Annotated in this window: 17 protein-coding genes; 14 read left to right on the top strand and 3 right to left on the bottom strand. The window is 56.7% G+C overall.

The features are described from left to right. Window positions 1-21 precede the first annotated feature (21 nt). A complete protein-coding gene (gene prsT / locus VMV64_RS16485) occupies window positions 22-2,772 on the bottom strand; it encodes an XrtA/PEP-CTERM system TPR-repeat protein PrsT (RefSeq protein ID WP_325332320.1) in 2,751 nt (916 codons plus the stop codon). Window positions 2,773-3,349: 577 nt separating this feature from the next. On the opposite strand from prsT, the gene VMV64_RS16480 reads away from it, so the two are divergent. From VMV64_RS16480 to cysC, 7 genes are all read left to right on the top strand, one after another. Continuing rightward, the gene (locus tag VMV64_RS16480) at window positions 3,350-4,276 is read left to right on the top strand and encodes a transglycosylase SLT domain-containing protein (RefSeq protein ID WP_325332318.1); all 927 of its coding nucleotides are present in this window, start codon (window positions 3,350-3,352) and stop codon (window positions 4,274-4,276) included. A gap of 588 nt (window positions 4,277-4,864) precedes the next feature. After that, window positions 4,865-5,683: a serine protease gene (locus VMV64_RS16475; RefSeq protein WP_325332316.1), complete on the top strand. Its 819-nt coding sequence runs from the start codon at window positions 4,865-4,867 to the stop codon at window positions 5,681-5,683. A gap of 15 nt (window positions 5,684-5,698) precedes the next feature. Continuing rightward, on the top strand, window positions 5,699-7,096 hold the full coding sequence (locus VMV64_RS16470) for a TIGR03013 family XrtA/PEP-CTERM system glycosyltransferase (protein ID WP_325332314.1): 1,398 nt from the start codon (window positions 5,699-5,701) through the stop codon (window positions 7,094-7,096). A 4-nt stretch (window positions 7,097-7,100) separates the two neighbouring features. Next, entirely contained in the window at window positions 7,101-9,200 is a 2,100-nt protein-coding gene (gene prsK / locus VMV64_RS16465) for an XrtA/PEP-CTERM system histidine kinase PrsK (RefSeq protein ID WP_325332312.1), read from the top strand. 16 nt (window positions 9,201-9,216) lie between these two features. Beyond that, complete coding sequence (prsR, locus tag VMV64_RS16460) at window positions 9,217-10,569, top strand: PEP-CTERM-box response regulator transcription factor (RefSeq protein ID WP_325332310.1); 1,353 nt, start codon at window positions 9,217-9,219, stop codon at window positions 10,567-10,569. A gap of 117 nt (window positions 10,570-10,686) precedes the next feature. Beyond that, window positions 10,687-12,525: an asparagine synthetase B family protein gene (locus VMV64_RS16455; RefSeq protein ID WP_325332308.1), complete on the top strand. Its 1,839-nt coding sequence runs from the start codon at window positions 10,687-10,689 to the stop codon at window positions 12,523-12,525. A 131-nt stretch (window positions 12,526-12,656) separates the two neighbouring features. After that, complete coding sequence (cysC, locus tag VMV64_RS16450) at window positions 12,657-14,222, top strand: adenylyl-sulfate kinase (RefSeq protein WP_325332306.1); 1,566 nt, start codon at window positions 12,657-12,659, stop codon at window positions 14,220-14,222. Here cysC and VMV64_RS16445 read toward each other — a convergent pair whose 3' ends face one another. Beyond that, entirely contained in the window at window positions 14,223-16,517 is a 2,295-nt protein-coding gene (locus tag VMV64_RS16445) for a VanZ family protein (RefSeq protein ID WP_325332304.1), read from the bottom strand. Between the two features lie 111 nt (window positions 16,518-16,628). Next, window positions 16,629-17,945, bottom strand: a complete 1,317-nt coding sequence (locus tag VMV64_RS16440) for a hypothetical protein (RefSeq protein WP_325332302.1) — start codon at window positions 17,943-17,945, stop codon at window positions 16,629-16,631. A 395-nt stretch (window positions 17,946-18,340) separates the two neighbouring features. On the opposite strand from VMV64_RS16440, the gene VMV64_RS16435 reads away from it, so the two are divergent. From VMV64_RS16435 to VMV64_RS16405, 7 genes are all read left to right on the top strand, one after another. Next, window positions 18,341-18,514, top strand: coding sequence for an NAD-dependent epimerase/dehydratase family protein (locus tag VMV64_RS16435; protein ID WP_325332300.1), 174 nt, complete (start codon window positions 18,341-18,343; stop codon window positions 18,512-18,514). Between the two features lie 151 nt (window positions 18,515-18,665). Further along, entirely contained in the window at window positions 18,666-19,688 is a 1,023-nt protein-coding gene (locus VMV64_RS16430; protein WP_325332298.1) for a class I SAM-dependent methyltransferase, read from the top strand. Then, window positions 19,685-21,178, top strand: coding sequence for a lipopolysaccharide biosynthesis protein (locus VMV64_RS16425; protein ID WP_325332296.1), 1,494 nt, complete (start codon window positions 19,685-19,687; stop codon window positions 21,176-21,178). Before VMV64_RS16430 ends, VMV64_RS16425 begins: the two co-directional genes overlap by 4 nt. Before the next feature lie 142 nt (window positions 21,179-21,320). After that, the gene (locus VMV64_RS16420) at window positions 21,321-22,463 is read left to right on the top strand and encodes a GNAT family N-acetyltransferase (protein ID WP_325332294.1); all 1,143 of its coding nucleotides are present in this window, start codon (window positions 21,321-21,323) and stop codon (window positions 22,461-22,463) included. Window positions 22,464-22,604: 141 nt separating this feature from the next. Continuing rightward, the gene (locus tag VMV64_RS16415; RefSeq protein WP_325332292.1) at window positions 22,605-23,522 is read left to right on the top strand and encodes an FkbM family methyltransferase; all 918 of its coding nucleotides are present in this window, start codon (window positions 22,605-22,607) and stop codon (window positions 23,520-23,522) included. Beyond that, the gene (locus VMV64_RS16410; protein WP_325332290.1) at window positions 23,512-24,315 is read left to right on the top strand and encodes a polysaccharide deacetylase family protein; all 804 of its coding nucleotides are present in this window, start codon (window positions 23,512-23,514) and stop codon (window positions 24,313-24,315) included. The genes VMV64_RS16415 and VMV64_RS16410 overlap by 11 nt, the downstream gene beginning before the upstream one ends. A gap of 9 nt (window positions 24,316-24,324) precedes the next feature. Beyond that, complete coding sequence (locus tag VMV64_RS16405) at window positions 24,325-25,230, top strand: hypothetical protein (RefSeq protein ID WP_325332288.1); 906 nt, start codon at window positions 24,325-24,327, stop codon at window positions 25,228-25,230.

The following is a 25,230-nucleotide window of genomic DNA, read 5'->3' as shown; positions in this document are numbered from 1 at the left end:
GGCGTCACATGTCTCCGCCGACTATAGCTGCTTCAACAAACCCCTTGCTTCCTCAATCCTGGAAAACGTTTTCCCCTTGGCCAGAAGTTGCTCAAGCTCCTTGCGCGCCTTGGCCTTGTCGCCGGATTTCACCAGTCCAAGCACAAAATGGTAGTGGATTTCAGCTGCTTCCGGCGCCAGGCTGGTGGCCTTTTGCAAGAGTGGCAAGCCGCGGGTGGTGTTGCCTTGCTCCACCAGCATCCATCCCAGGGTATCCAGGATCGACGGGTTGTTCGGTCCCACTTGATAGGCCTGTTCGGCATAGTTAAGGGCGCGGGGGTCTTTTTCCTGTTGATACAACCAGGCCAGATTGTTCAGCGCCAAGGAATTTTTTGGCTCCTGCAGCAAGACGGACTGATATTGCTCGATGGCCGCCTTGCTCTTTTTGGCCCCGAGGTAGCTATGTGCAAGATACATGCGGATTGAAGTATCGGCGGGATGTTCCTTCAGCCATTGCAGGATGCGTGTTTCCGCCTCCTTGACTTTTCCGGACTGGCTGAGGGCGGCATGCAGCTTCATCATCAATAAACTGTTCTTGCTAATGGCCAATCCCTGTTCATAGGCCTTAACAGCAAGCCCGGGCTTGGTTTGCGCCATGAACGAGTCGCCTTCGAGCAAGTAGCCCACCGGGGATTCTTCCCGCTGTTTCTGGATTTGCCGGGCTATTTTAAGGGCTTCATCATGATTGCCCTTGCGCAACTCCATACTTGCCAAAGCCAACTGGGCATCCAGATAGTCCGGCTGCAGGGCGAGCGCCTTCTTCAAGCCGCCGTAAGCCGCCCGTTCGTTCTGCATGGCCTTGTGAACGGCAGCAATGCGGTATTGGGCGAGGGCGGATCCTGGCATCAACGCCGCAAGTCTTTCATAGGACTCCAGGGCTTTTTCCTTGTTGTCGCCGGCAAGGTAGGTCTGAGCCAGAAGGTCCAGCAGTTCCGGACTCTGAGGATGGCTGGCTTGCATTTTTTGCGCCAGATCGAGCGCCTTTTTCTTTTCCCCTGTTTTCAGATAATGCCCAACCAGCAGCGTGATCGGCTGCAAGGCCTCGGGATGCTCCTTGTTGGCCCGTTGCAGCCAGGATTCCACCTCTTTGCCCTGCCCTTGGATGATGGCGAGTTGCGCAAGCGCAATCATGGCCTGAAGGTTGCCCTTGTCCTTTTCCAGGATGGCCTCAAAGCGTTTTTGGGCAGATGCCGGGTTTTTCTCCTGCAAATCGAGTTGTGCAAGGTTCATCGTAGCCGGGAAATAGGCAGGCTGCAGGGAAAGGGCTTTTTCGAAGCTTGCCCGGGCGCTAATCTTGTCCTTTTTTGCCAGGTAGACTGCGCCCTTCAGGTTGTGGGTGAGGGGATTGTTGGGCTGCGCCTTCTCCATGTTTTTCAATGCAGCCATGGCCTTGTCGTTTTCCTGCCGGCCAAGGTAGGTCATGATCAGCAGTACATCCGCCTGGGATGATTGGGTATCCAGGGTCGCAGCGGTTTCCAGTTCAGTAATGGCGCGTTCGTTTTCCCCCTGAGCCAGCCTGCTCAGGCCCAGCGAGGTATGCAGTTTGGGGTTCTTGGGTGCGATGGCGCTGGCTTTTTCAAAGTATTCCGTCGCCTTCGTGAAATCCTTGGCCTGCATGTAGGCTTCGCCCGCCAAAGCCAGCAACTGTGCGTCTTGCGGCGCCTCCTTCAGCGCACGCTGGAGCACGTCTAGCGCGGCTTTGGTCTGGCGACTTTTCAGCCGGGTTGCGACCAGCAGTTTGCGCGCATAGAGGTTGTTTGGGTCTTTCTCCAGATATGCTTTCAGATGCTGTTCGGCCTGTGGCAGCGAGCCCAAGGAAAATTGGACTGCGCCGGCAAGCAGCACACTGGGCATATGGTTGGGTGCGGCGCTCAGTATCTGCTGAAGGGAATCGAGCGCTGCGGCATTTTTCCCCTGACGGAAATCGAGCAGCGCCTGCAAGTAGTAGACCATCAGGTTCTTTGGCGCCTTCTTGCGCGCCGCCGCGATATCGGCACGGGCCGCGTCAAATTTTTCGGCGGCAAGTTCCACGGACGCCCTGCTCAGGCGCGCCGGAGTGTTGTCCGGCGTGATCTTCAGGGCCTCGCCGTAGGCGTCCAGGGCAGGTTCGATCTTCCCTTGGGCCCGCAGCAGATCGCCCTTGAAAAGCCAAGCGTCGATATTTTTCGGGTTTTTGTCCACCGCGAGATCGGCGATGCGCGTAGCAGCATCGATGTCTTTGTCCACGATGGCGAGACGGGCCATCCCGAGCAGGGCATCGGCAAAGTCAGCCCTGGCCTGGAGCGCCTGCTCGAATGATAACTTGGCATCCTGGTATTTGCCCAGAGCGAGGTAGGCATTTCCGCGCACGCCCAGTATTTCGGGGGAGGCCGGCCCCTTGGCGGCAGCCAGGCCTGTTTCATCCAGAACTTTCTGGAATTGCCCTTGCATCAGCAAGACCTTCCCCAGACCCGGCATCACCTTGTCACGGCCCATGCCTAGCGCCAGGGCCTTGCGTAGCTCTTTCTCGGCCGAAACGGGATCGCCGTTTTCCTGATAAATCATGCCTAAAAGATAGCGTGCTTCGGCATCGTCCGGGTTTTTCTGCAGGGCGTTCTTAAGCTGAATAATGGCGGCCTGGCTGTCCCCCTTTTGCTGATATTGCTTGGCTTCAGAGACCAGCGCCTGGGTGGTTTCGAACTTGCCACAGGCAGTTGTTCCTCCCCCGATTAGCACGGCAACTGTCGAAAGCATCACCCATCTATTTACCCGCTTATTGCTGCCGAAATGATGCATGCGTATTTTCCTCTCTCTGCTATCAGCAAGGGTTTGGCTGGGCGACTCGGTCTTGTGGTATCTCTTTTGCCGCAAGGTTTGACAAAACCGACCGTTTGGATTCAGACCGAAATGGAGAAAGACTCGTAAGCTTTCTATTGTTTATTAATAGACCCTGCCCTAAGGGTAGTCAAGCATGTCGCCGTCGGGGTTGTCGGAATCTATTACAACAGATGCAAGTGAGTGAGTTACTACATGCCCGGATTAATCCGGGCCGTCATTATAGCGGTTACCCATTTGGAATTCCGCGAAGAGAAGCGTTTACTTGGATGTTTGCGGGATTCCAGGGTGCGCCCGCGTCCGGAATGGCAGGGATATTTGGTGTCTGGGTTGATGATGCCAAGGCCCAAGGTTTGTCGGTTTTTTTTACATACTCCGCAGTCAAGCGCCGAGCGCCGTCTGTTAATCTGTTGTAATTAAAAGTAAATCATGTTTTGGCGCGAAACTTGCGGGTTGTATCCACCAGTCTTGAACAAAAAGTATGTGGTGAGGTGCAATGACTTTTCCAGGCAAGTTCTTGGTGGTGCTGGCAGCGTGGGCCTTGTGTGTCGGTAGCGTAGGCGCCGACAGCAATCCGCGCTCACTTCCGGCGGCGCCGGAAGCAAGTTTGGACAATCCTGAAGCGCTGGTCGCTCTGGCGCTAAAGTACGAACACGCCGAAGGCGTGGCGCGGGATTTTGCCAAGGCCGCAGACTTGTATTGTCGTGCCGCCCGCCTTGGCTTTGCCGATGCCCAGTTCGCCCTCGGATGGATGTATGCCAATGGCCGCGGCGTTTCCCGGGACGATGGGCTGGCCGCACATTTGTTCGCCATGGCGGCCGAACAGGGGCATGGCCACGCGCTGGAAATGGTCCGCTATACCCGCTCTTCTGCCGCGACACCGCTGCCACGCTGTATGTTGCCCGAGGAATCCGCGCCGGAAACGGGAAACGCGGGAGAAAACCCGGAGCAGGTGGATGCAACGGCTTATCCGAAAGGCCCCATCGTCGACCTGGTGCAACAATTGTCGCCCCGCTACTCGGTAGATCCCAAGCTGGTTTTGGCGATTATATCGGTAGAATCCGGTTTCAACGTGCGAGCAATATCGCCTAAAAATGCACAAGGTCTGATGCAACTCATCCCCGAAACGGCCCGTCGCTTCCGCGTCAAAAATGCCTTCGATCCGGCGCAAAACATCAGGGGTGGGCTGGCCTACCTGCAATGGCTGCTGGCATTCTTCAAGGGCAATGTGCCGCTGGTGGCCGCGGCTTACAATGCCGGGGAGCGGGCGGTGGAAAGGCATCGCGGGATTCCGCCCTATCCCGAAACGAGGAACTACGTGCGAAAAGTTACGGTCCTTTACGGGAAATCCACCCACCCCTTCTTGCTCAACCTGGCGGAGACGTCATCATTTGTGGCGTTGCCAGTTAACTATCATCAATAAACCAGTAACTGGTGCCCGGGTTTGAGTTTGGCACGATACTTCTTAAGTTGTTGAAACGATGCGCTCACTGCTTCTGGAACAATTCCCCATCTTCAAAAGCATCGCCCTCAGCACGTGGATTTTCGTGAAGGGTGTGCGCCTTCCCAAGCTGACATCTCCAAGGCTGGCAAGCTGTTCTTCAAGTCCGACAGGCTGCTAGCGCCACTGTTGAACGCATATTAAGGCCGGCATTGAGTCAGCCCAGGGGCTGCACCTCCGATAAACGCGATTTTTGGTCCTGTTATCGCTATCAGCAGTGCATCAGTCTTCACTAATGGGCCAAGACCTAAGTGGAATTTTTGATAGCCCACAAACACCTGCGGACTGCTCGAAACACGGCGTTTCTGTCTCATCCGGAAGCTGGCGCTATTGCAAAAAGGTAGTGTTCAGTGAGCGCCATGGACCATTTTTTTATGGTCTATAGTGAAGTTGACGATAGATATGTCATAAAAATGGGCTTTGAGGGCTTAGCCTATCTATTATGTAAATGGAGAGGGTCACGTAATTATTTGCCTGATCTTTGCGGCAAGGGTTCGTAGCGGGATGGATATGAATATCAACACGCGATTGAATGGCTGCCGTGCTTTCCCGGGCTTTCTCCTGGGGCGCGTCAGAAGCATTGTCCTTGTGGGGCTGGGGTTGCTGTTTGTTTCCCCGCTTTGGGGCGCCGAGCTCGTCCAAACCATCGAACGTATCAAGCCAGCCGTTGTGGGGGTAGGGACTTTTCAAAAGACGCGTACCCCGCCAGTGAATTTTCTGGGCACGGGCTTTGTGCTGGAAGACGGTCTCCACGTGGTCACCAACTTCCACGTCGTCCCAGAAATGCTGGATATCGCGAACAAGGAGTCGCTTGTCGTGATCACCGGCAAAGGCAAAGAGCCGGAACTCAGGATGGCAGCTCCGGTCGCCCTCGACAAGGAGCACGATCTGGTTCTGCTAAGGATCAGCGGGCCGGCTCTGTCTGCCATGGAGCTCGGGGATTCTGGCGCAGCCCGGGAGGGACAGACATTGGCTTTCACCGGGTTTCCGATCGGCATGATTCTGGGTTTTTATCCGGTGACTCACCGCGCCATGGTTTCCTCGATCACGCCTATCGTGTTGCCAGCGCGGAACGCCCGGGGACTCGACGCAAAGATGATCGGCCAGTTGCATCGGTCCGCCTATACCGTGTTTCAGCTCGACGGCACGGCCTATCCCGGCAGCAGCGGAAGCCCCCTCTACGATCCTGAAACCGGGCTGGTCTACGGCATCATCAACATGGTGTTTGTAAAGGGAATGAAGGAAGCCGCCCTCACTCATCCGAGCGGCATAACCTACGCCATTCCCGGAAATTACATCCGCGATCTGCTGCGGCGGAAATTGCCGTGAAGAGGGATACCGGAGATGACTCGAATTTACAATCATTACATTTCCATAACGGCAGTCTTTCTTTTCGTCGTGGAAGTGCTCGTGCTGATGGCCTCGGTTTACCTGGGGACAAGAATCCGTTTTCTTGAAGAGGCCCAGTTCTTTTCCGCCTCTCTCACGCCCCTATTTCCCAAGGCAAGTACCTTTGCTGTTGTCATGGCCTTGAGTATGGCGGCGATGGGGATGTATCAACTGGATTCAAGGCCGGACTCCAAAGCCACTTTACTCCGCCTGATGCCTTCCCTTGTCCTGGGGTTGGGTCTCATCAGTCTGGTTTTCTACTTGGCGCCTGACCTTTATTTCGGTCGTGGCATCCTGGGGATAGTGATGCTTCTTGCCATGGCCGGGATGCTTCTGACGCGGGCCGTTTTTTTCAAGTGGTCCAGCCTGGGGGTTTTGGAGTCCCGGGTCATGGTGCTGGGTACAGGCGCCAGGGCCAAGGAATGCCACGATCTGATCGAGAACGATCCCGGTTGCCATAAATTCAAGATCGTTGGTTTTGTGCCGATGCCGGGCGAGAAACACCAGGTGCCCTACCACTCCGTTTTGTCTGCGGAAGGGCCCTTGGTGTCCATGGTGAATAAATACAGCGTGAGCGAGGTCATTGTCGCGGTTGGAGACCGGCGCAACGGCGGCTTCCCAATCCAGGAGCTTCTGGAATGCAAACTGAATGGGGTCAAGGTGAGCGATGCCGCCAAGTTTTATGAACGCGAGCGGGGCCAGATCCGGGTTGATTCCCTTTACCCGAGCTGGCTGGTCTTTGGCGGGGGATTTGAGCAGGGAGTCTTGAGAACGGCCGTCAAGCGAGTTTTCGACCTGACCGCAAGCCTGATCCTTCTGGTGGCCACCTTTCCCGTCATGCTGGTTACAGCCCTCTGCATTTTCATCGAAGATGGTGCGCCTATCCTTTTTCGGCAGGAAAGGGTGGGGAAAGGGGGGGGAACGTTTATGGTCCTGAAGTTTCGCAGCATGAGAAATGATGCTGAGAAAGAGGGAAAACCGCAATGGGCGGCAGCGAATGACCCACGGACAACAAGGGTGGGCAGAATTATCCGGAAATTGAGGATAGACGAGCTCCCCCAGATATTCAACGTGTTGAAAGGGGAAATGAGCTTTGTGGGTCCCCGCCCGGAAAGACCCTATTTTGTTGACCAGCTCAGCGTCAAGATCCCCTATTACAACACGAGGCACAGCATCAAGCCGGGGATAACCGGATGGGCCCAGGTACGCTACCAGTACGGCTCCTCGGTGGAGGATGCCGTCGAAAAGCTGCAGTATGACCTGTACTATGTGAAAAACAACAGCCTGTTCCTGGATATCATCATCCTGATCGATACAGTCCAGGTAGTCTTGTTGGGCAAGGGGGGACGGTGAGCTCATGGCACCCAACCCCATGTTGACAACAAGCATTGCGGCACTCAGCTATGCTGCCGCCGCGGCGGCCTATTTTTTCTTATCCGGCCTCCTGTTGACCAGCTGGCGCGGACGTCTGCACGGGATGGTGCTCACTGTCGCATGCCTGTTTTCCGCGCTTTGGGCGGCGACGGTCGCCTATCAGGCCACCTTGGGACGCCCGGTATCGCTCCTGACGGATATCCTGGAAATTCTTCGGAATGCAGGCTGGACCGCTTTTCTGGTAATGCTGCTGGGACCCTTCGGGCAGACGGAAGCTTCCTCTACCTCCAGGGTCAGGCCAGCTGTGGCGGCTGTTGCAGGGTTTTACCTTTTGCTCTTTCTTGCCGCCATCTACTCCTATGGAGGCCTTGGCCCCTCTCCCTTTGGGACGATCGGCTTTATGGCCAGTATCGTCGGACGCGGGGCAATGGCGGTGATTGGCATGATCTTGGTGGAGCAGCTCTACAGGAACACGCCTGCCAAGCAACGCTGGGGGATAAAATTCGCCTGCCTGGGGATAGGCGGGGTGTTCGCTTACGATTTCTATCTTTACAGCGATGCCCTGTTGTTCAGACAGGTGAGCCCGGAGATCTGGACTGCACGAGGGATAGTCAATGCCCTGATCGTTCCCCTGGTGGCCGTGTCGGCAGCGCGCAATCCTCAATGGTCATTGGGAATCTCGGTTTCGCGCCGCATCCTGTTCCATTCCGCGACGCTGTTAGGGGCCGCCATGTACTTGCTGGTCATGGCGGCTGCCGGCTACTACATCCGATTTTTTGGGGGAAACTGGGGCACGGTACTGCAGGTCGCTTTCCTGTTCGGTGCCGTGGCCTTGCTCCTGGTTGCGCTGTTCTCGGGCACTTTGCGTTCCTGGCTCAAGGTCTTCATCAGCAAGCATTTTTTCAGCTACAACTACGACTATCGGGAGGAATGGCTGCGTTTTATCCGCACCCTCTCCGAAGGTGGGCACGGTCTGGGAGAGCGCGCCATCCAGGCTGTCGCGGAACTGGTGGAAAGCCCCGGGGGGGCCTTGTGGATCAGCCGCGAGTCCGGTAGTTGCGAGCCTGTGGCGCACTGGAACATGCCGCTGGCTGGTGGGATCGAGCCAGTGAACAGCCCCTTTTGCCGGTTTCTCGAAAATCAGCAATGGGTGATAGATTTGCAGGAGTGCGACACCCATCCTGGAAAATACGCTGCAATCACCATGCCTCAATGGCTGCGCGCCATTCCAAAGGCATGGCTGGTGGTTCCGCTGATCCAGCACGGAGGATTGTTTGGTTTTGTGGTGCTGGCACAGCCCAGGAGCAGAATCAGGTTGAACTGGGAGGTTAACGATCTGCTCAAGATCGCCGGTCGCCAGGCGGCAAGCTATCTCGCGCAACAGGAAGCGGCCAATGCGCTTCTGGTGGCGCGACAGTTTGAATCATTCAATCGCATGTCCACTTTTGTAGTGCACGACCTGAAAAACTTGGTTTCCCAGTTGTCACTGCTGCTTCCCAATGCTGAAAAACACAAAAACAATCCGGAATTCCAAAAAGACATGATCGACACGGTGGATTTCTCGGTACAGAAAATGAAGCGGCTCCTTCAGAAATTGAGCAGCGGCACTTCTGATGAGAAGCCCGCTCCGCTTCCCATTGAAAAGCTGCTGCAGCAGGCGGTGGCGGCCAAGTCAGCCGCCGCGCCGAAGCCGGTGCTCGAGATTCTGGACCCCGGCCTGGTGGTCTTCGCCAACTGGGCGCGCCTGGAGCGGGTGATCGGGCATCTTATCCAGAATGCCATTGAGGCTACTCCCAGGGACGGCCAAGTCATGGTGCACATGGCCAGGCAGGATGACGCCGCGATCATAGAGGTCAAAGACAGCGGGCATGGCATGAGCGAGGAGTTCATCCGCGAGCGGCTGTTCAAGCCTTTCGAGTCCACCAAGCCGGCGGGCATGGGGATAGGCGTGTTTGAAAGCCGGGAATATATTCACGAACTCGGGGGCCAGCTGGAAGTCGCCAGCAGCCAGCCGGGCGGCACCACTTTCCGCGTGATCCTGCCGCTTCACCGCCAGGATCAGGCGGTCGAGAGAGCCGCATAGTGTGAAAGAGAATCCGGTGAATCGGGGCAAACCTCCCCTGCTGATTATTGAAGACGATCCCGGCCTGCAGAAGCAGCTGCGCTGGAGCTTCGATGCTTACGAAGTTTTGGTGGCAGGGGATCGTGAAAGCGCACTCGCGCAGGTTCGCCGTCATCAACCGGCGGTTGTCACCATGGACCTTGGACTTCCTCCGGATCCCGATGGCGCCTCAGAGGGCTTGGCCACGCTGCAGCAAATACTCGCACTCGCACCGGACACCAAGCTGATCGTCCTTACCGGCAACCAGGATCATGCCAATGCGGTGAAGGCCATCGGCCTGGGCGCTTACGATTTTCACCAAAAACCTTTTGACCCAGAGATGCTCGGCCTGGTGATCGAACGGGCCTTTATCCTGCATGCGCTGCAGCAGGAAAACCGCCGGATGCAGCAAGTCCAAATGGATTCCCCCCTGTCGGGCATCATCAGCAGGGATCCGGGCATGCTCAAGATATGCCGCAACGTGGAAAAGGTCGCGCCCTCCGACGCCACAGTAATGCTATTGGGCGAAAGCGGAACCGGCAAGGAACTGCTGGCAAAGGCCCTGCACCAGTTGAGCCCGCGGCAAGGGAAACGCTTCATGGCGATCAACTGTGCGGCGATCCCGGAAAGCCTTCTGGAAAGTGAGCTGTTCGGCTACGAGAAGGGGGCCTTTACCGGGGCTGCCAAGCAGACCCTGGGCAAAATCGAGTTCGCCAATGGGGGGACCTTTTTTCTCGATGAGGTGGGTGACCTGCCCATGGCCCTGCAGGCAAAAATTTTGCGCTTCCTGCAGGAAAGGGTGATAGAACGGATAGGGGGGCGCGAAGAGATCCCTGTGGATGTGCGCATTGTCTGTGCGACACATCAGAACCTAAAGGAAATGATCGTGGCGGGAGACTTCCGCGAAGACCTCTATTACCGGTTGAGCGAGATCGTTGTCACGATTCCACCGCTACGGGAGCGGATGGGCGATGCCGCATTGTTGGCGCATCACTTCAAGAACAAGTTCAGCGTTCAGGAGGGGCGTTCCTTGCTCAACTTCAGCCAGGAGGCGCTGGCCACGATAGAAAGCTATTCATGGCCAGGCAATGTGCGGGAAATGGAAAACTGCATCAAGCGTGCCGTCATCATGGCGGAGGGCTCCCAAATCAGTGGGGAGGATCTCGGGCTGCAGGCCTCAACCAAGGCGGAAGAGCATCTCAATCTGCGCCAGGTGCGGGAAGAGGCGGAATACAAGGCCTTGGTGAAGGTGCTGGCGAGAGTGAATGGCAATATTGCCAAGGCGGCCGATTTGCTGGGTGTCAGCCGCCCCACCCTGTATGACCTGATGAACCGCCTTGGGCTCAAGTAACCCACCTGCCGCGAAGCATCCCATTTTTTCGCCTGTTACCATAATCATTGAACAGCCATGGGTTTAAGGGCCGAAGAATAAAGGGGCAGCGATGTTAGAAAAAACAAGGAAATTGTTGTGAGTGGTCTGTGTGGCTGGATAGGTTATGGCGCCACAATTGCCGAGAACCGGCAGATTGTCGAGCGAATGGCCGGGCCGCTGGCGCGTTTTGACGGCAGCGGCGTCCAGGCGCTGGTGGAAGGGAACAGCGCCCTGGCTGTCGCCGCTTGCGGCGACAGTGTCCACCTCTATCAAAAGGAAGGACTTTTGGTCGCGGTATGGGGCCGGGTCAGGTTTACGGATTCCCGTCTGGCCCAGCTTGCGCAGGACGAGGGTGTGGCCAAAGCGCTGGCGGACGGCTGGCGGGAAGGGAGAGGGACGGTCCTCCCGATTCTGGAGGGCGCGTATGCCCTTTGCATCCTGGATGAAGCTGCCGGGGAGGCGGTTCTGGCCGTCGATCGCATGGGGACCCAGCCGCTTTCCTACACGCTTTCTGGGAATAGGCTGGTGTTCGGTTCATCGGCGGATGCCGTCATCCTTCACCCGTTGGCAAGACCGGAGATCGACCCGCAGAGCCTCTACAATTACCTCTATTTTCATATGGTGCCCGGCCCCGACACGATCTACACGGGGCAAAAGCGCCTCCTGCCGGGCGAATACCTGGTTTTCAGGAAAGGCCGGGCGGAAACAAAAAAACACTGGGAAATGCGGTTCCTGGAAGGGGAAAAGCGCCCCTTTGACGAGCTCAAGCAGGAATTTTTGCGGCTGTTGCGCTCCAGCGTGCGCGAGGCCGCGTCAGATCAGGAGGTTGGCGCCTTCCTCAGCGGCGGGACGGACAGCTCCACGATCGCGGGTATCCTGGGGGAGGCTGGTGACCGGCCGGCCCGCACCTACTCCATCGGCTTCGAAGCCGATGGCTATGACGAGATGGAGTATGCCCGCATCGCGGCGCGGCATTTTTCCACCGATCATCACGAGTACTATGTCACTCCGGACGATGTGGTGGCGGCCATTCCGCAGATTGCAGGAATCTTCGATCAGCCCTTCGGCAACGCTTCTGCCGTGCCCGCCTTTTATTGCGCACGCATGGCGAGGGCGGACGGTCTGAACAGGATCTTGGGCGGTGACGGGGGCGACGAGCTGTTCGGCGGTAACGAGCGTTATGCGAAGCAATATATCTTTTCCCTCTATGAACGTATCCCCTCGTTATTGCGCAAGGGGGTACTGGAACCCGCCGTCTTCGGCATGCCCGGCGGCCAGAGAGTGCCGCTGGTGCGCAAGGCCCGCAGCTATATCGAGCAGGCCTCGGTGCCGATGCCGGCGCGCACGGAAACCTACAACCTGCTGGATCGTTACGGCCATGGGGAGGTTTTTACCCGGGAGTTTCTGGCTACCGTTGATCCGGGGCAGCCCCTCTCCCGCTTGAACGAAACCTATCGCCAGGCCCATGCCCAAAGCCTGATCAACCACATGCTCGCCCTCGACCTGAAATTCACCCTCGCCGACAACGATCTGCCCAAGGTGGTCAAGGCCTGCGAACTGGCTGGGATGGAAGGGGCTTTCCCGTTTCTCAACGACGAAATGGTGGCTTTCTCGGCGCGGCTGGCGCCGGAGCTGAAGCTCCGGGGGACAAAGCTGCGTTATTTTTTCAAGGAGGCGCTGCGCGATTTCCTGCCGGACGAGATCATCACCAAGCAAAAGCACGGCTTCGGCCTGCCTTTCGGCGTCTGGCTCCAGGATCACAAGCCACTGCAGGAACTGGCCGCTGACAGCCTGAATGGACTGAAATCGCGCAACATCGTGCGCGCCGATTTCATCGACAAGCTGCTTGGGCAACATCTGGACGAGCATGCCGGCTATCACGGCACCATGGTCTGGGTGCTGATGATGCTGGAACAGTGGTTCAGGCAGCGCTAGTGATCTGCTTCCGAAAATACCCCGGATTCAACCCCGCCCTAAAAAGTTTTCCGGGAGCGGCTATATTTCATAATAGCGTTGCGCTTCAGGCTTGCAATCCGCCCAAATTATCCCGAGATTCCACTTTCCATATGGCTCACGCCCCGGACTCCACCGTCATCAATGCACTTTCGCGCAGCCAGCAGCGCAAGAGAGATTTGCGCTTCATTATCTGTGGCAGCGCCGGCTCCGGCAAGAGGACCCTGACCGGGCGGCTGCCCTACCCATCCAAAATGCTGTTCGAGGGTCAACTGGCCATACTGGACGCCAGCGCGAAAGAGAAGGAAACCCGGGGCGCCCACAACCCTGATTCCGCCCTGCTGGCGGAAGAATGGTCCGCGGATCACGAACAGATCGATGCAGCCTGCCGCCTCTTCTCCGCCGACGTGGCGGTCATCCTCATCGACGCAAGCAAAGGCATGTACACCCGGAGCCGCCAGCATAGCCACCTGATATCGCTGCTGGGCATCCGCAGGGTCGTCCTGGCCATCAACAAGATGGATCTTGTGGGCTATTCGGAAATAGTGTTTCAGCGCGTCGTTGACGACTACCGCGGCTTCGCTCGCCAGATCGGGCTGGAACACATCACCGCCATTCCCCTCTCGGCGTTGCACGGCGACAACATCAGCGCGCCCGGCAACTCCATGCCGTGGCACTCCGGCGCCACTCTGACGGGTTGTCTGGAAACGCTGGAGATCGAGATATCGCGCGCAGAGGCCATTTCTGCAGCCGATGCACCGGCAAATGTGGCCGACCAGTTCGAATCCACGATTATCTGGATGCACGATGCCCCCATGCTCCCGGGTCGGGCCTATCTGCTCAAAATCGGGGCTCAGACGGTTGCCGCCACCGTCACCGACATCAAATACCAGGTGAACGTTGGCTCATCGGAACATCTGGCGGCAAAAAATCTGGGGTGCAACGCCGTCGGCGTGTGCAACCTCAGCGTTGACCGACCGATCGCCTTCGATCCCTATAAAGTCAATCGGGATACCGGCGGTTTCATCCTTATCGACCGCGTGAGCAACCACACCGTCGGGATGGGACTACTGCACTTCGCCCTGTACCGTGCACAGAACATCCACATGCAGCATGTCGACGTGGACAAGGCAACCCGTGCGGCGAGCAAGGGACAAAAGCCCTGCATGCTGTGGTTCACCGGACTTTCCGGCTCGGGGAAATCCACCATCGCCAATCTGGTGGAAAAGAGGCTGCACGCCATGGGCTGCCACACCTACCTGCTCGATGGCGACAACGTGCGTCACGGTTTGAACAAGGATCTTGGCTTCACCGAAGTAGACCGGGTGGAAAATATCCGCCGCGTGGCGGAAGTCGGCAAATTGATGGTGGATGCCGGCCTGATCGTCCTGGCCGCATTCATTTCCCCCTTTCGTTCGGAGCGCCGCCTGGCGCGGGAACTGCTCGAAGAAGACGAATTTTTCGAGATATTTGTAGACGTCCCGCTTTCGATTGCCGAGGAGCGCGATCCGAAAGGACTTTATCGCAAGGCCAGAAGTGGTGAATTGAGAAACTTTACCGGGATCGACTCGCCTTACGAGGCGCCGCAAACGCCTGAAATCCATCTCGACACCACTTCGATGCCACCCGATCAGGCGGCCGAATTGGTGGTGGCAACCATCCAGCCCAAGACGGGCTAGTTAATCAGATAGTTGGCCTTTTGTTGCGAGGGCTTTCCTGTTCTGACCCAGGAACGGTGCCTGGCTGGCAGCAATGACGAAAAGCAATATCCCGTGTGCGAACCCATAGCGCAGTAGCAGTTCCATGGGCGCTGCATAGTGAGCCCTGTCCTGGCTCAAGAGAAACTGAAAAGCGGAAAACACCTGGCCGTATTTGATGATGTAGGATTCAAAACCCGCGTGCAGGGCGAGGTAGGTCAAAGGAAACGAGGCTACGCTCCATAGCGCCCCCTGCATGGCCCCTACGCGCATGCCGGAGCCGAGCGCACAGGCCAGTTGAGCGCCCGCCAGTGCAAGCATGAACAAACCGGCGGCGACCCACAGAAACGCCATTGGCGTTCCGCCCCCGGCAAGAAGCTCGGTAAGATTGTCTGTTGCCGCTTGCCGAATTACCACGACATATACAACCGGCAACAATGCAATCGTCGCGACTGCCCACACCCAGAGAAAGCCGCCCGCTTTGGGCATCCAGGACCGCAAGGCGATAAATCCTGCCCCGAATGAAATCACAGACCAGAGCGCGAACAGGCCGATAAAACGCCCGATCGATTCCCATTCCCAAGGCCAGTCAAGAATGGGCGAGCCGACGATTTTATGAATCATTTCGAGAGGCACTGCCGTGCGCAACAGAACCCAGGCGACGATGCCGTGAAGCAGCAGGAATGGTAGCAGGTATGCGGGCCGGCGCGAGCCTGTTGTCATGTGCCTGGCTGCCCAGGCCGGGAAGCCAAATATCCATGCAATAGCACCCGCGAGGGCTAGCGCAGACAAAATGGGATGCCCTTGTGCGATCAGTTTGCGTACGTTGTAGGGTATAGCAGGGATATACGTTGCAGCCAGGAGCAGCAACGCCAGCGCCAGCACAAGTCCCCCTGCAAACAACCATGGACTATGGCGAGGTGCCGATATGACAGGCGCAGCGCGCATGGGGTGCATGGACAGGATTCGCCACGCGAGTGCACATCCCGCCCAACCCCCCGCCATCTCCAATACCCAGTCGGTCAGGTCGGCGAATTTTCCGGGCAGGAATAACTGGCCCACCTCCACTGAGCCGGCAACGACTCCCACCCCGGCCAAGGCGGCCATTTTCCAGAGAGAGGGCGGCCCGGAACGGAATTGGCCCGCAAGCAAAGCGAGCAGTATGCCCAGTGGAAAAAATAAACCCATCTTGTGCAATACTTCAGTTACTGCCCGATATTCAGTGCCGAAGTAATAGATGGCAAATGGCACCCGGGTTGTTGCCTCGGCAAGCCGGCTGCGTAAGAACGTACCGTCAGCCCGAAAATCGAAGGGATACCAGAATACGGCAAAAATCAGGGCCAGCCAGAGGAGTATCACGGCGATTAATCGGCCTGTGTTACCCGCTGCTTTTGCCTGTTCTGCGGCGGGTACCCCGGTTCGCCATCGAATCGCCAGCCAAATCCCGACCGCCGAGCCCAAACTGCCGGTGAGAATATCCGTTGTATCGGTGACGCGGGTGTACACGAAAATCTGGAGGAACTCGATCAAAGCCGCGGCGGCAGTGAGCCGGAGCCAGATTTGTTTGGTCTGGTATCTGGCGCTAAGGCTTGCCAGTACACCTGCCGGAATCCAAATCAACACATCCGTGAGCAAGCCGTAGAATCGTTGCGCAAGCTCGGCCTGCCCGTTAGCGAAAGGGATGAGGACAATTCGTCCTTCATGCCACTTGTGATAGATCTCCACCGGGCTGATGGTCAGATCCAGCGGCAGGAGATTGTAGCCGAACAACAGAAACAGGTAGCCGTAGAGCAGCCGTTGGGCGAGATCCATTGGCCCTTCGGCGGCTCGCCAGCCCAAATACCATCGGGTCACAGGCGCCCCGATTGCCCGCCAAAGAGAGATGCCGATAAAGGTACCGAGGGTTTCTGCGTAAATATCGTTCAGCGAAACGGTGCGGGGCGGGAAGAAAATCTGGGTAAATTCGATCGCCACGCTCAGGCCGGTGCAGGCAAGTAGTACGAATAGTGTTGCCACGGTACGCCAGCCTACGCTTTTTGCGTGCCACAGTGTGCCGAGCCACACAAAAGCCAAAGGCACGAACAGCAGAATGTTTGCCACCCAGTCGGCGCGAGATCCAATTCCCAGGTTAAGGGTGCGAATGTCACGAAAAATCGCCCAGGCTTCATCCCAGGAGTGTGGGTGGAAATGCAGTGGAACCAGGCTGCCGTAAATGACAAAGGCCGTATACGCGAATGCGAGTAGCAGCAGGAAGTGGCGCGCCCCAGTGCCATCCACCTCGTCAGGGTCGGGCCTGCGATGGGGCTGAGTAGGCCAGACCGAATGCGGCCTCCGGGCGCTTGGCATTTCAGGCACGGCGGTCATCCGGGTAAGGGAGGGGGCACATTTTCACGGTTTCCGGTTTCTGCCGAGCGGCCAGCCAGGGTTGCGGCCTTCGCCTGCGTAGGCGCCGGCGAACGGGTCTTTCCGACTGTTGCCGTTGAAATCACGATCCCAACCTTCATAGCCATGCAGCGAGCGGGTCTCCATTCGTATTTTCTTCAGCCGGCCCGGACGCGGATACAGGTCCAGCTTTTCCGGGGGATCAAAAGGCGCGTTGAGGTAGCTTCCCGCCACTTCGTAGTGTTCGGCCACGTTTGCCGATGATGAACCCACGGGAAGCGATAGCGGCGGCCCGCCAAACACCGCATTGCCCGCCACGAACTGGCCATACTCAGGGTCGCCTTCGCGTCTCAGAAGAACAATGCCATTTTTAGACGCAACAATTGTATTGTAGAACACGCTGATTGTTCGTGGCGTGTCGTTGTGAGGTTGAATCCGGACCGCGTCGCCCGCGTGATTCACGAACAGGTTGTTGTACAAGGCGATATTCCCCTCGCCCTGAAAGAGTGACTCGCCAGGGTTCTGGTAGAAGAAATTGCCATGGACAAGATAGAGGTCATTGGCACCGGGGCCGACCAGCGGAAAGTGCCCTACCAGCACGTTCGGCCTGGCCATGGGGCCATTCGATGCGCCCTGTTCCTTGCTGAACACATTGTCGCGAATGATGGTTGCGCTGCGTTCCTGCGGCATCCCCGGCGGTTCCGGGCGCCGGTTCTGGTGTTTGATCTGCAGGTTGTAACCGATCGTATCCAGAATCACGTTGTGCTCGATCAGTCCACCCACAAAAGGGGCGTTGCCATCAGAGTTGCCCAAATAGATGCCCGTGCCGGCGCCCACAATCCGGTTTTCCCGAATCACCCAGCCCCATGCCGGGCATTTGGTGGAGATGCCCACTGTCTGCTGGTTATTGCCATGGCCACGGATATCCAGATTCGCCAGGGTTATATGATGCGCCCACTGTGCGTGACCTTCGCATTTCACGCCGTCCACAGGCAGGCCCGCTCCATCGAGTGTCAGGTTCCGCACGGTTACATGGCTGGAGTTCACAATGCTGACGGTGTTGCGCCCCGCGTGCGCCAGGAGAATGGCCGGCAGCGCGCCGTCAGGACCGGCGACCACGATGGGAGCTTGCGCGGTCCCGTTCAGATTGTGAATGGGAAGCCCGCGTTCATAAATGCCCGGGGACAGAGTCAGCCGATCACCTGGCGCAAGCTCGCGAAGCCGGGCCACATAGGTATCTGGCGTTGCAGTGTATGCCGTGCCGCCTACCGCCGTGTTAGTCAGTAGTATGGTGGAAATCAAAGCAAGCAGTGGTTTGATCATCGACAGTCTGCCCGGCTAGCAAGTCGACCCGCAGGCCGGTGTATCAAGCAATTCCCATGGCGACACAATACGTCAAATTGCGCTATATCCAAACTGCGCGTCATGATCTGGAGAATGGCGTCAAAGCGTTCAATTCCATGCGACACGATTTCCACGCCAGAATATGTCAGCCCGCAGGCCGCCTTTCCGTCAGCAGTAGAAGACGGCTAAATCGCTTAGCTGTGGGCGGGAGCCGGGCGCGCTGCCGATGTTGCGGCGGATGCCGTTCGGGGTTCCAGGGGAAACACTGCGGACCGGTTTTATTCCTGCTATGGTTTATGGGTGAGGGTTGGTCAAGATTGAGACAGATGGCGCAAAAAGAAGAAACAATATTGGTCGTCTGTGGCGCGGGCGGCATGGGTTCCCACATGGTCAAAAGGCTGCTCGGTCGCGAATATGGGGTAACGACGCTGGACAACCTCTCCATCGGCCATCGGGACGCGGTGCCGGGCGCTGAATTCGTTCTTGGCAATCTGGCTGACCGCGCGCTTCTCGACAAGTCGTTTAGCGAACGCAAGATCGACGGGTGATGCACTTCGGTTTCTTTATCCAGGTGGGCGAGCCGGTGCAAAACCCCGCCAGGTATTATGAAAATAATGTCGTCAATGCGCTGAACCTGCTGGATCCGAGAGAATTGATGTCTGACCCCATTGACCCTCCCCAAGAATGAGGCAGAAAACAGTGGGTTATCTGTTCTGGATCAGAAAGCAAACCGTGAACATCTGCCGAATCTGTGACAGCATCGCCGACCATCCGCACTACCAACCCCAGGAGCGCATGTTTGGCTGGGGTGATACGTTCGACTATTTCAAATGCCAAGATTGCGGTTGCCTGCAAATCGTTTCGATACCGGTCGACCTCGCGCGTTTTTACCCGACGAACTACTATTCCCTGTCCAATGAACCCCTCGTTCGGCCCAGTCTGCCCAAGCGCTTGCTCAACCGCCAAAAAATGCGCTACCGGCTGACCGGCAAGGGCGCAATGTGGGAGCGCCTGACTTGGCGTTTGGGTGGCTTGCCTTATGGCGCAACCGAAGCCCTGCTCTATCTCAAACACATTCCCGGCATCCGGTACAACACCCGGTTTTTGGACGTGGGCTGCGGCGAGCATTCCGAATGGCTTGGCACACTCTCGCGTTGCGGCTTTACTTGTCTTAACGGGGCCGACCCCTATCTTTCCAATGCGGGTAAGCGCAATGGCATTCACTACCAGCAAGCCCCGCTTGATCAGGTGCCGGGCGAATTTGATGTGATCTCTTTCCATCATTCGCTGGAGCACATCCCCGACCAGCGCGCAACCTTGCAAAATGCCCACCGCCTGCTTGCTCGTGGCGGCACCTGCATTATTCGTATTCCTCTCGTGGATAGCCTGGTGTGGGAACGCTATGGCGTGCATTGGGTTGAGTTGGATGCCCCCCGTCACCTCTATCTGCATACCCAGGCCAGCCTGGCGCAGCTTGCAATCAAGACCGGATTCGATGTCGTGCGTACCCAACACGATTCCACCGAATTCGAATTTGCAGGAAGCGAACAATATCTCGCGGGTATCCCGCTCACTGCGCCCAATTCTTTTTGGATTAACCCACTCGACAACATCTTCACGGAAGAACAAATGAATCAATTTCGCGAACTGGCCGGCCAGGTCAACCTTGAAGGAAGGGGCGGGCGTGCCGCCTTCTATCTGCGCAAGCACGCCAACTCATGAGCCTAGGCCAAAGCATTCGCCACGGTGCCGCCTGGCTGTTCATCGGGAATATGGGTAGCCAGGCACTTACTTTTATTTTCGGCATCGTGCTGGCGCGTCTGCTCGCACCCGCAGATTTCGGCATGCTGGTGACCATCTCGGTTTTTACCGGGCTCGCCGGGTTCGTCTCGGGAGGCGGCATGGGGCAGGCACTGGTACGCGCCAAGGAGGCAACGAAACAGGATTATGACATCGCCTTCACCTTGCAGATCATCATCGGATGCCTGATCTACGCCAGCTTTTTCTTCTCCGCCCCATGGTTCGCCAGGTGGTACGATACGCCCTTGTATTCCGACCTGTTGCGCGTCTCAGCGCTGTCTTTCATCTTTCGCCCCTTTGTGAATCTGCCCAGCAATATCCTCTTCCGGAACATGCGCTTCAAGGCTCAAACCGGCGTCAGGATCACCACGCTGTTGCTCTCGAGTGCGGTCAGCATCGGCATGGCCTATACCGGCTATGGAGTTTGGAGCCTGATTATCGGCGGCATCGTCGGATCTGCCGCCAGTGTCCTCCTACTCGCGCCTCTGGCCAAGTGGCGACCTGGTTGGTCGCTGGATTTACGTCGGGGGCGGGATATTGCCCGCTACGGCTTCATGGTGTCAGCCAACGACATTGTGATCTACCTGCGAAGCCAATCCAGCAATTTCGTCCTTTCACGATCATTAGGCACCACATCAGTCGGACTCTACAACAAGGCCGATAGCCTCAGCCACATTCCGTTCATCGCCATCAGCGGCTCAGTCTATGACCCTCTCTTTCGTTCCATTGCCAAATCAGCCGACAATGCCGATTTGGTCAAGTATCTTTATCTGCGCAGCATCAAATTGATCTGTATCTATACCTTCCCGGCGTATGTCTTGCTGTATTGGCTAGCTGATGAAATCATCCACGTTTTGTACGGAGCGAAGTGGGCTGGCACAGCTGCACCGATGTCCATTCTCGTGATCGCTGGATTTTTCATGTCCATTAGCCACCCCGCTGGCGCAGTGCTGACCGCGCTCAATAAATTACGCCAGGAGCTATTTGTCTCACTAACATCCTTTGCCACTGTCATTGCTGCACTGGCTATCGGCATACGATACGGCATTACTGGCGTCGCCTGGGCAATGGTTGTGTCTTATGCCGCAGTATCCTTCCACATGAGCCTGACTGCCAGTAAAGCGGTCAACATCAGGCTTGCCGACATCCCTCGTGCCGCTCTGCCAGCCGCCTACCAAGGGTGCATCATATTTTTGGTGTTATACCTGCTGGATACTGGGAGCCACGGCATGATCAAAGCCCCCATACCAATAATACTCATTTACGGCATAACGGCCGCAACGACCTTCGTCCTATCAGGTGTTTTCTCGCCTTTCGAAGACCTGCGCCAAGAATCCAAGAAATGGGTAGGCGCTGTTATGACTATACTCAAAATCGGAAAAAACGGAGCCGTCAAGACTCACGAGTCGTGAATTGCGACCGCTTAGAACCGAGCGCGCAGCTTGGCAAGCCATATTTTCAGGTGCTATGAAATAAGTTCTGTTCCAAATGATTTATTTACGTTGCTTTCTTATGCTTGCGAAATGGGTGATCAACGAGGGTGTCTGAACCGCTATGAGCTGGCATATCGAATGGATTGAAGGTGGCGCAGATGCAGCGGACTCAGCACTTGCCACGCGCTGGGATGCGGCTTTCGAGGCATACGGTGATATTTGGCAGGGCAGACAATTCGCCTCTAGCTGGGAGCGCATCATTGCCGTCGCCGAGGGATGCAAACCATATCTCATTTACGCGATCGACAACGCCAATCACGAAATCTTGTATTTGCTTTATGCGAGAGAAGCGCGTCTATCCGGCCTGATGCGAACCGTTATTGAACCTGCTGGAGGCTTATTTGGTTTTGATTATCAAGACCCGTTGCCCCTCGGCGAAGCTATGCATGCAAAAGATTGGGATGCTTATTGGTCTGCATTGTACCAATCCGCCAAAGCAGTATTCCCAAAGTTAGGGCAGTTAGCTGCCTATCGATTATTTGAGACGCACGCGGGCACGATTGCAGACCCCGAAAAACCAGATTCAATCGCCCCCTACCTACCTTTTGAGCCCGGACAAACCCTGGAGCATGTCTTACAGAACTGTGGGTCGTCACATCGCGGAAATGTCCGCAGGAGACTCCGGCAGGCAGAGAATCTTGGGCCCGTGTCCCTGGAGATGATCACGGGTACCGAGGTGACCGGCGCCTTGGAGCAAATGTTCGTCACCTATGAAAATCAATGGGGCACGGATGGACGGCCTCATTGTTTTCAAAACCTTAACATGCAAATGTTTTTTAAAGACCTTGCTAACATCGCACAGCAACTCGGCAAACTGCACTTCAGCCGGCTCATGGTCGGAAATGAAATATGGCACTGGCATTTCGGCTTTGTTCATAGAGGCTCGTTGCTTTGGTTAAAGCCAACGTATGCGACCCAAGTGCAAAAGCATTCTCCCGGTCTTGTCCATCTTGCACTGCTAATAGAATATTGCCTGGACAACGATCTGCACGAAATCGATTTTGGTTATGGCTCTGAGCCTTATAAGTTTTTATGGACTAATCGCAGTCGCTCCCTATATTCGCGCAAGTTCATGGGCACCAATGCCTTGTTTATGCTTGCCACCCGCGTCAGCCACTATCGGCGCACTCTAAATCAATCAAGCTTGGCAAATTATGTAAAGTGGAAATGGAACAATTGGCGAAAAGACAATGATGCAAAATAAAATAATCTATTACCGTCGCGAAGTAGGCTCTTGTATCAACATCCTCGGGACGTTTCCCATTAATTTGCTCACTCCTGGACAAGGGACAAATGCACCTGAAACTTGGATGTCAGGAGATGCACATGGCGCAAGGGAATTGTTGTGTTAAAAGAGGGTTCGCACCATGCGCTGCGCGATCCTCTAGCAGGCGGAGGCCAGATCAATGCCCACTGTTTTCATTCTCGCCACTATTCTGCCGAGGCAAGCATGGCCGCGATAGTTGAACGAATCAAGCACGAATACTGGGGCAGTCGTGAACGTTTCATTGCATGGATGCGGCGCAACCGCCCAGAAGATGTGCTCCAGCGTTTTTCTCTGCGACTGCGAGCTTGGCGTCAACCCATTTTCGAAAGGGAGGGTATACAACTGCGCCGTACGCCATTCCTTTCTGTCCCCGTATTGGAATCCTTCGAGTCCGACAGTTATGAGAAACCTGAGGCGCGAATAGTTCAACATGCCCTGAAACCGAACGACATCGTTCTGGAACTGGGCACCGGCTTGGGTTTTATCTCCGCGCTGTGCGCCAAAAATGTGGGCAGCGAAAGAATCTATACTTTTGAAGCCAATCCGGCACTGGAGCCAATCATCCAGAAAAACTACATCCTCAATGATGTATCGCCTCATCTAGAAATCTGCCTGCTAGGCGAGGCAGACGGGGAAATTACGTTCTATCTGATGAAAAATTTCTGGAGTTCCTCCATAGTTAAACGGCATTCACGTGCAAGATCCATCCAGGTGCCGATGAGGAGCTTCAATGACGAAGTACAGCGCATCCGGCCGAGTTTCCTGATAATCGATATCGAGGGAGGCGAAAGCGACTTCATCCGTTACGCCCGCCTGGACGGCATCAGCAAGGTCTGTATCGAGCTGCATCCCCACGTCATCGGTGTGGCGGCCGTAGCCGAGGTGGTGGACTTCTTTGTCTCCCAGGGCTTCCACGAAGTGGCCGCGATTTCAGACGCCAACCATAAGTTGTACCAGCGTGAACCCGCCTCAATTGTTGCCAATAATGTGGATTGATCCCCTTTCGCGGCTCATCCACCGCCACGCCGGCCAGCACGGCCCGGTCATGCTGATGTACCACTCCGTCTCGCCGCGGAACGGCACTCCGGATTGGCCCTGGGCCGTTTCCATACAGCGCTTCCGGAGCCAACTCGATTTCCTCGCAGAGGCGGGTTGGGCCACCCCCACCATGGCAGAACTTGTCGCTGCACCGGAAAAATGGGCAGGCCGCACTGCCGTCATCACCTTCGATGACGGTTACGTGGACAACCTCGTCGCCTGGGAAGAACTGCAAAAACGCGGCATGCGTGCCACCTGGTTCATGGTCTCCGGTTCCATCGCCCGGGAACCAGCCTGGCCCGACGATGGCCGACCTGCCGGCCGCCTGCTGAATGCCGCCGAACTGCGTGCCATACAGGCTACCGGCATGGAGATCGGGTCGCATACGGCCAACCATGTCCGCCTGACGGAAGCGGACGACAACGTCCTGCGTGGCGAACTGAGCAACTCCAAGGAGGTCCTGGAAGACGTCCTGGGCAGCGAAATATCCAGTTTCGCTTATCCCTATGGCGCCTGGGATGCGCGCAGTGTAAACGCGGTGCGCGCCGCCGGCTATCGTGCCGCCTGCACCACCCGTACCGGCTGGGCGTTGCGTGATGGCGACGCTTGCCAATTGCGCCGCCTGACCATGTTCAATACGGACACGGTGGGTAGTCTGGCACGCAAGCTGTACTTCGGCAGCAATGACGTTTCCTGGCATACGCTGGCAAACCATACTCTGAAACGACTGCGCAATCGCGCACGACTATAAGGCCGGATCATGCAAGACAACATCCCCAAGCTCGCGATCCTGTTCTGGTACTACAAGGAACCGGACATCTGCCTGGAGCGCGTGCACCTGCTGCGCCGGCTTAATCCTGACATGCCAATATTCGGCCTGTATGGCGGGGAACCTGCAGAGTTCGGTGATTTTGAACGACGCCTCGCGCCTTGGCTTGATGACAACTGGGCATTTCACGTCAACCGCGACGGGGAATGGAAATGGCGTCACGGCGACAGGATGATCAGTCTCTGGCACCTCGAACATGGACAACGGCTGGATTGGGACACGCTCATCATCATGCAGTGGGATATGCTCGCCCTAGCGCCCGTGCAACACATTTTCAAACCGCTCTACCGCGATGAGATCTACCTCCCCGGCTTGCGTCCACTGGACGAGATCGAATCGCGCTTCTACTGGACCCGGCCCGACACGGAAGTCTATGACGACTACCTGCAATTCAAGGCCTGGCTCGTCCAGCATTACGGCTATAACGGCCCGCAGCAGGCCTGCCAGTTCTTCACCGCCGCCCTGCCGCGCAGCTTTCTGGACAGCTACGCCGTGATGCCGCGACCGGAACTTGGTTTTCTCGAATACAAGCTGCCCGCCTACGCGACGGTCTTCGGCACGCCAATACGCGACTTCCCTGACCTACGGGTGTCATGGTTCGGTGCCCACCCACCTGGACGTCGCTGTGTATTGACCACCGCAAAACTTGATATTCCCGCTGCGACCATCGCCGGCGAAGCCTTGACACCCGGCGGCGCTCGCCTTTTCCACCCCGTTTCCGCACATTTTCCGGCAAGCCAAAGCGGTTTGGGCCTCTGGCTCGCCCTGGAAGCATGTGCCGGTCTACTGCGGCGGGTCGCACGTCTGCTCGTCCGCAGACCATCAAGCAGGAGCTGA

This window comes from Sulfuricella sp., from assembly GCF_035531155.1.
Classification (GTDB): domain Bacteria; phylum Pseudomonadota; class Gammaproteobacteria; order Burkholderiales; family Sulfuricellaceae; genus Sulfuricella.
This window is presented reverse-complemented; position numbering and strand designations above follow the sequence as displayed.

Coding starts and splice junctions, on each gene's coding strand:
- prsT (WP_325332320.1), bottom strand. CDS start 2,772: ATGCTTTCGACAGTTGCCGTGCTAATCGGGGGAGGAACAACTGCCTGT.
- cysC (WP_325332306.1), top strand. CDS start 12,657: ATGGCTCACGCCCCGGACTCCACCGTCATCAATGCACTTTCGCGCAGC.
- VMV64_RS16470 (WP_325332314.1), top strand. CDS start 5,699: ATGACTCGAATTTACAATCATTACATTTCCATAACGGCAGTCTTTCTT.
- VMV64_RS16410 (WP_325332290.1), top strand. CDS start 23,512: ATGTGGATTGATCCCCTTTCGCGGCTCATCCACCGCCACGCCGGCCAG.
- VMV64_RS16425 (WP_325332296.1), top strand. CDS start 19,685: ATGAGCCTAGGCCAAAGCATTCGCCACGGTGCCGCCTGGCTGTTCATC.
- VMV64_RS16405 (WP_325332288.1), top strand. CDS start 24,325: ATGCAAGACAACATCCCCAAGCTCGCGATCCTGTTCTGGTACTACAAG.
- VMV64_RS16435 (WP_325332300.1), top strand. CDS start 18,341: ATGGGTTCCCACATGGTCAAAAGGCTGCTCGGTCGCGAATATGGGGTA.
- VMV64_RS16480 (WP_325332318.1), top strand. CDS start 3,350: ATGACTTTTCCAGGCAAGTTCTTGGTGGTGCTGGCAGCGTGGGCCTTG.
- VMV64_RS16420 (WP_325332294.1), top strand. CDS start 21,321: ATGAGCTGGCATATCGAATGGATTGAAGGTGGCGCAGATGCAGCGGAC.
- VMV64_RS16440 (WP_325332302.1), bottom strand. CDS start 17,945: ATGATCAAACCACTGCTTGCTTTGATTTCCACCATACTACTGACTAAC.
- VMV64_RS16475 (WP_325332316.1), top strand. CDS start 4,865: ATGAATATCAACACGCGATTGAATGGCTGCCGTGCTTTCCCGGGCTTT.
- prsK (WP_325332312.1), top strand. CDS start 7,101: ATGGCACCCAACCCCATGTTGACAACAAGCATTGCGGCACTCAGCTAT.